The organism is Streptococcus sp. 4155 (assembly GCF_013276695.1).
GTDB lineage: Bacteria > Bacillota > Bacilli > Lactobacillales > Streptococcaceae > Streptococcus > Streptococcus pseudopneumoniae.
Map to the genome: position 1 here is coordinate 1 of NZ_VMLM01000044.1, position 4,969 is coordinate 4,969.

The 4,969-nt window shown below is 42.1% G+C and carries 3 protein-coding genes; 1 reads left to right on the plus strand and 2 read right to left on the minus strand.

The features are described 5' to 3' along the window. Positions 1-743 precede the first annotated feature (743 nt). Positions 744-3,080: a cation-translocating P-type ATPase gene (locus HT715_RS05965; RefSeq protein ID WP_172922861.1), complete on the minus strand. Its 2,337-nt coding sequence runs from the start codon at positions 3,078-3,080 to the stop codon at positions 744-746. Between the two features lie 132 nt (positions 3,081-3,212). Here HT715_RS05965 and HT715_RS05970 point away from each other — a divergent pair, with 132 nt between their 5' ends. After that, complete coding sequence (locus HT715_RS05970) at positions 3,213-3,962, plus strand: 1-acyl-sn-glycerol-3-phosphate acyltransferase (protein WP_054393198.1); 750 nt, start codon at positions 3,213-3,215, stop codon at positions 3,960-3,962. 186 nt (positions 3,963-4,148) lie between these two features. Here HT715_RS05970 and HT715_RS05975 read toward each other — a convergent pair whose 3' ends face one another. Beyond that, positions 4,149-4,766 (minus strand): CadD family cadmium resistance transporter, encoded by a 618-nt coding sequence (locus tag HT715_RS05975; RefSeq protein WP_054388036.1) that lies wholly within the window; start codon positions 4,764-4,766, stop codon positions 4,149-4,151. Between the last annotated feature and the right edge of the window lie 203 nt (positions 4,767-4,969).

A 4,969-nucleotide genomic window follows, 5' to 3' on the forward strand; every position in this document is an offset into this window, starting at 1 on the left:
CTCTTCCTTCATATTGCCGAAAATATGTCTCTACTGCTAGACGACATATTCTCAAATTCTCAAGTCTATACGCCTATTCAAAACAGTTTCAAGCCTTATTTGATACAATCTGCCAGATAAATCTGATACTCCCTGTTCCATATAGAGCTAGAGAGCAGGGGAAAACATGCCTAACAGAATAAGTCACCTTATTTTAAAAATCGAGCATCAAACCAAGGGAGGAGTCTGCCCTTTTTTAGGAAAAAATCAAGACAAATCTCCTCAATCATGTCTCGAACATCAGAAATTAAGCAAAATCACCAGAAGGATAGTAGTTTAACTAGCTTTTCTGGTGATTTTCGAAGAGTATTGTTTCTTGCGTCATACTTCAAATAGTCTAGCCACATACATTTGAAGCTGCTACCTCAATACAAACAGTCTTGAGGGTCGCTCTTGGGTTCACCGATAGATAATAGACACGTAGGCCTTGCACATCAGATTTATAGTATATTAAAATAATATATGAACAAATCGATTAGGAAAGGCAAATTAATTTTTATACTCAATGAAAATCAAAGAGCAAACTAGGAAACTAGCCGCAGGCCGTACTTGAGTACGGTAAGGCGACGTTGACGTGGTTTGAAGAGATTTTCGAAGAGTATTAGAAATGTTTTAGTAGCTATGATGTCCTATTCCAGATTCAATCCACTATACGATAGACTCGTCGTATAAAAAAACTGCAATCCACAGATTGCAGCCTTTCTTTATTTTCTGCCTTGATAGCGACTAGTCAGGATGAAAATCACGGTAAAGACCAACATCATGACACCATAAACAGGTAATGTTTGTCCTGTTAAGGTTGCAATTTCAAGCAGTTTTTGAATTCTTGGGAAGAGAGCGGTAGCTAGGAAACCTCCTACTGACCAAACAATCAAGAGGACACGCCATAGGGTAAATGGCATGCAGGCTCTAAATACGGATAAGAAACCAATTGACCCCAAGAGATAATAGAGTAGAGTTGAGATTTCTAACTCAGACCAACCTTGGCTACTTCCAAACATTTTCACAAAAAGAACGCTGAACACGACCATGAGAGCGCTTGGTAGGGCACGAAGCATGGATCTTCTGAGGAAGTTTGGCTCAACAGGTTTGATATTTCGCTCAAAAGTCAGAACGAATGGTGGGAAACCTTCCACAAACTGGTCAATCATGGTAATCTGGATCGGAATGAAGGGGAAAATCAAAATCCACTCTGACCGACCTAGTAAAGCACTGGCAATACAGATGACTGCTAACAGGAAGGAATAGATGGTCTTTATCAAGAAAATCGGGGCGATATGGGCAATGTTATTGACCACGCGACGACCCTCGAAGAGAATCTCAGGAACATCATTAAAGTCTGAGTTCAAGAGAACCAGATTGGCAATCTGACGGGTTGCTGGATCCCCCTCCGCCATCACGATAGAACAATCCGCCTCACGAAGGGCCAAGATATCATTAACCCCGTCCCCTGTCATAGCCGTTGTATGACCCGCTTTTTTCAACGTTTGGATGATGAGTTTCTTTTGATGAGGGGAAACACGTCCGAAAATAGCTGTCTCCTCCGCCATGGCCATCAATTCCTCATCGATGATTTTCGAACAATCTACATAGCTATGGTAGTCCGCAAAACCAGCCTTCTGGGCAATGCTGGACACCGTAACGGGATTGTCACCAGAGATAATCTTGAGGCCCACTTCCTGAGAACGGAGATAGTCCAGCGTCTCTGCTGCTCCCTCTCGAATAGGGTCCAAGATTTCCAACAAGGCCAGAGCCTGAATATCAGAAGGTTTCTGTGGTTTGTGATGGTCTAATTTCTCCTGACTGAGAGCTAAGACCAAGACACGTGAACCTCTCTCCAAGGCCTCTCTGGCTTCTGGGACTTCAGAGTCCAGCAACATCTCAGGTGCCCCTAAGAAAACTGTCCCCAAACATTCTAACTCCATGGCTCCCCACTTGCGGTCGCTGGAGAAGGGAAGCTTGGAAATCATAGGATAAGTAACTTCTCCCACAAAACGCTGTCGAATGGCTTGGGCAGTTGGATTCTTATCCTCACTATGAGCCATATAGCTGGCCAAGATGCTAGCAAGCGCTGACTCTCCATACTCTTCGGTCAAAGGAAGAACAGCCTCCACCTGCATCTTTCCTTGAGTGATGGTACCCGTCTTGTCCAGACAGAGCATATCCACGCGCGCCAAGGTCTCAACAGAGTACATCTCCTGCACCAAGACCTTTTTCAAGCCCAGCTTAATCACTGCAGCCAAGAGCGAAGTAATGGTCAAAAGGGCAATTCCCTTGGGCAACATTCCCAGAAGTGCTGTCGACGAGTTTACAACGGAAGACTTGAGAGGCAGGCCTTTTAAAAGCAAGGCTTCTAGCAAGAGAGCTAGACCAAAAGGAATGATAATCTTCCCAGTAAAACCAGCTAGCTTGTCCAGCGATTTCATGATACGGGAGTTGATGGGTTTAACGGTCTTGGCTTCCAGCATGAGTTTGGCAGCATAGTTCTCAGATCCAACATGGTGAACTTGAGCTGAAACTGCCCCACTGGCTAAGAAACTTCCTGACAAAAGCAAGGCATCCACTTCCTTTTGTACCAAATCACTTTCCCCCGTCAACATGGCTTCATTGACTTCCGCAAAGCCTTCCAAAACCAAGGCATCACTGGGAATCTGCTCTCCAGCAGACAGACGAATGACATCTCCTAACACCAATTCTTCAGGATTCAGAGCCACTTCTTGGCCATCACGAATAGTCTTGACCTTTTCCTTGGTCATGAGATTGAGCCTGTCCACCATGTGTTTGGCCCGTAGCTCGGTCACAATTCCAGAAAAAGCGTTAAAGCAGATAACAGCAAAGAAGACCAGATTGCTCCAAGCCTGCACAAAGGCAAGGGCCAAAGCAATGGCAAAGTTCAAAGCGTTAAAAAGGGTAAAGACATTTCGTTTGATGATTTGCCAAGTGCTGGTACTGGCCGAAGCAGTAAAATCATTGACCAAGCCCTTAGTCTGTCTTTCCTTGACTTCTCTTTGGGTTAATCCCATAATCTTATTTTTATCCATAAATTCTATCATATCATTTTTTCTAAAAGAATTCTAATCTCATCCCAAATATGCATCTAGTCAAGGGAAAAGTTTGCCAGCCCTCCTTTGATAAGGTATAATAATAACAAGAAAACAATCGAAGGAGATCGCATGTTTTATACTTATTTGCGTGGATTAGTTGTATTGCTCTTATGGTCCATCAATGGCAATGCCCACTATCATAATACTGATAAAATTCCTAATCAAGATGAAAATTATATTTTGGTTGCGCCTCACCGCACTTGGTGGGATCCAGTTTATATGGCCTTTGCGACCAAGCCAAAACAGTTTATCTTTATGGCAAAAAAAGAACTCTTTACCAACCGTATCTTTGGCTGGTGGATTCGTATGTGTGGCGCCTTTCCTATCGACCGTGAAAATCCTAGCGCCTCAGCCATCAAATACCCTATCAATGTTCTCAAAAAAAGTGACCGCTCTCTCATCATGTTTCCAAGTGGGAGCCGTCACTCAAACGATGTCAAGGGGGGCGTAGCTCTGATTGCCAAAATGGCCAAGGTCCGTATCATGCCGGTTACCTACACCGGTCCCATGACTTTGAAGGGCTTGATTAGCCGTGAACGTGTCGATATGAACTTTGGAAATCCAATCGATATCTCAGATATCAAGAAAATGAATGATGAAGGCATTGAAACAGTCGCCAATCGTATTCAAACAGAATTCCAACGTCTGGACGAAGAAACGAAACAATGGCACAATGATAAAAAACCAAATCCACTCTGGTGGTTTATCCGCATTCCTGCCCTCATCCTTGCTATTATCCTCGCTATCCTAACCATCATCTTTAGCTTTATCGCAAGCTTCATCTGGAACCCAGATAAGAAAAGAGAAGAACTTGCATAGAAGAAATGAACCTTGGCCAAACAGCTAAGGTTTTTCATTTATATTTATAAGAATCTCCTAATCAAATCAAAAGCCACTCTACAATAGAGTAACTTTAAGATTGTCCGTTTATACTCAATGAAAAAGCCCTCTGAAGTCAGAGAGCTGATTTGAGCCCGGGCTAAAATCCTAGTGAAACAAAAAAATCTACACGATCAGAAAAGTCTCTATCGTGCCATTTTCATACATGATGTATAGTCCAAGTAGAATGAATACTAAGGGCACAATGATTCGCTCGTATTTTTCAACTGTCTCGAATATTAACGGAATAGAGGATAACACCCGACTAATCTCGCATAAGATAATTATGCCGATTACAAACACAAGCAAGGCCACGAGGGTCTGTGACCAATCTAACGAAGCAAAATAAGGTATATAGATACCTAAATTATCTCCGCCAGACGCAATTGTCAGCAATGTAACTGTCCAAAACAGTTGATTTGCCTTGCTTTGTTCTAATCTTTCAATAATTTCTTCCTCTTCTTCCTCTTCCTCACCTTCTCCAACAATTGCAAAGCGAATCCCTAAATAGATAGGGATTAAACCAAGCAATCCAACCATCCATTCTTCAGGCACGAAATTAACGACATAAGCAGCAACTAAACTCGCCCCTACAAGTAAGCCTGTACCTAGATATTGCCCCGCATAAATATGCCATTTTTGTTTATTCTGTGATAGCTGTGCAAATAAAATAAATAAAATAATTAAATAATCGATACTGGTGGAAATATAAACACCAATAGCAGATATGATTGTCTGTCCCATAAAAAACCCTCCTGTATTAGTCAGTAATAAATCAGCAGATTTTAGGAGAGCACAGACACATTAATTTAGCTATCGCTAGTGGGTAATGTCGAACATAGGAAAGCATTTTACTCCTCCTCAAAACGTAGTTACAAAGTAATTTCTAACTGGAATTCGGTGACTACTTCCATGTAAAGTATAACATACTATACTTTACTTCGTAA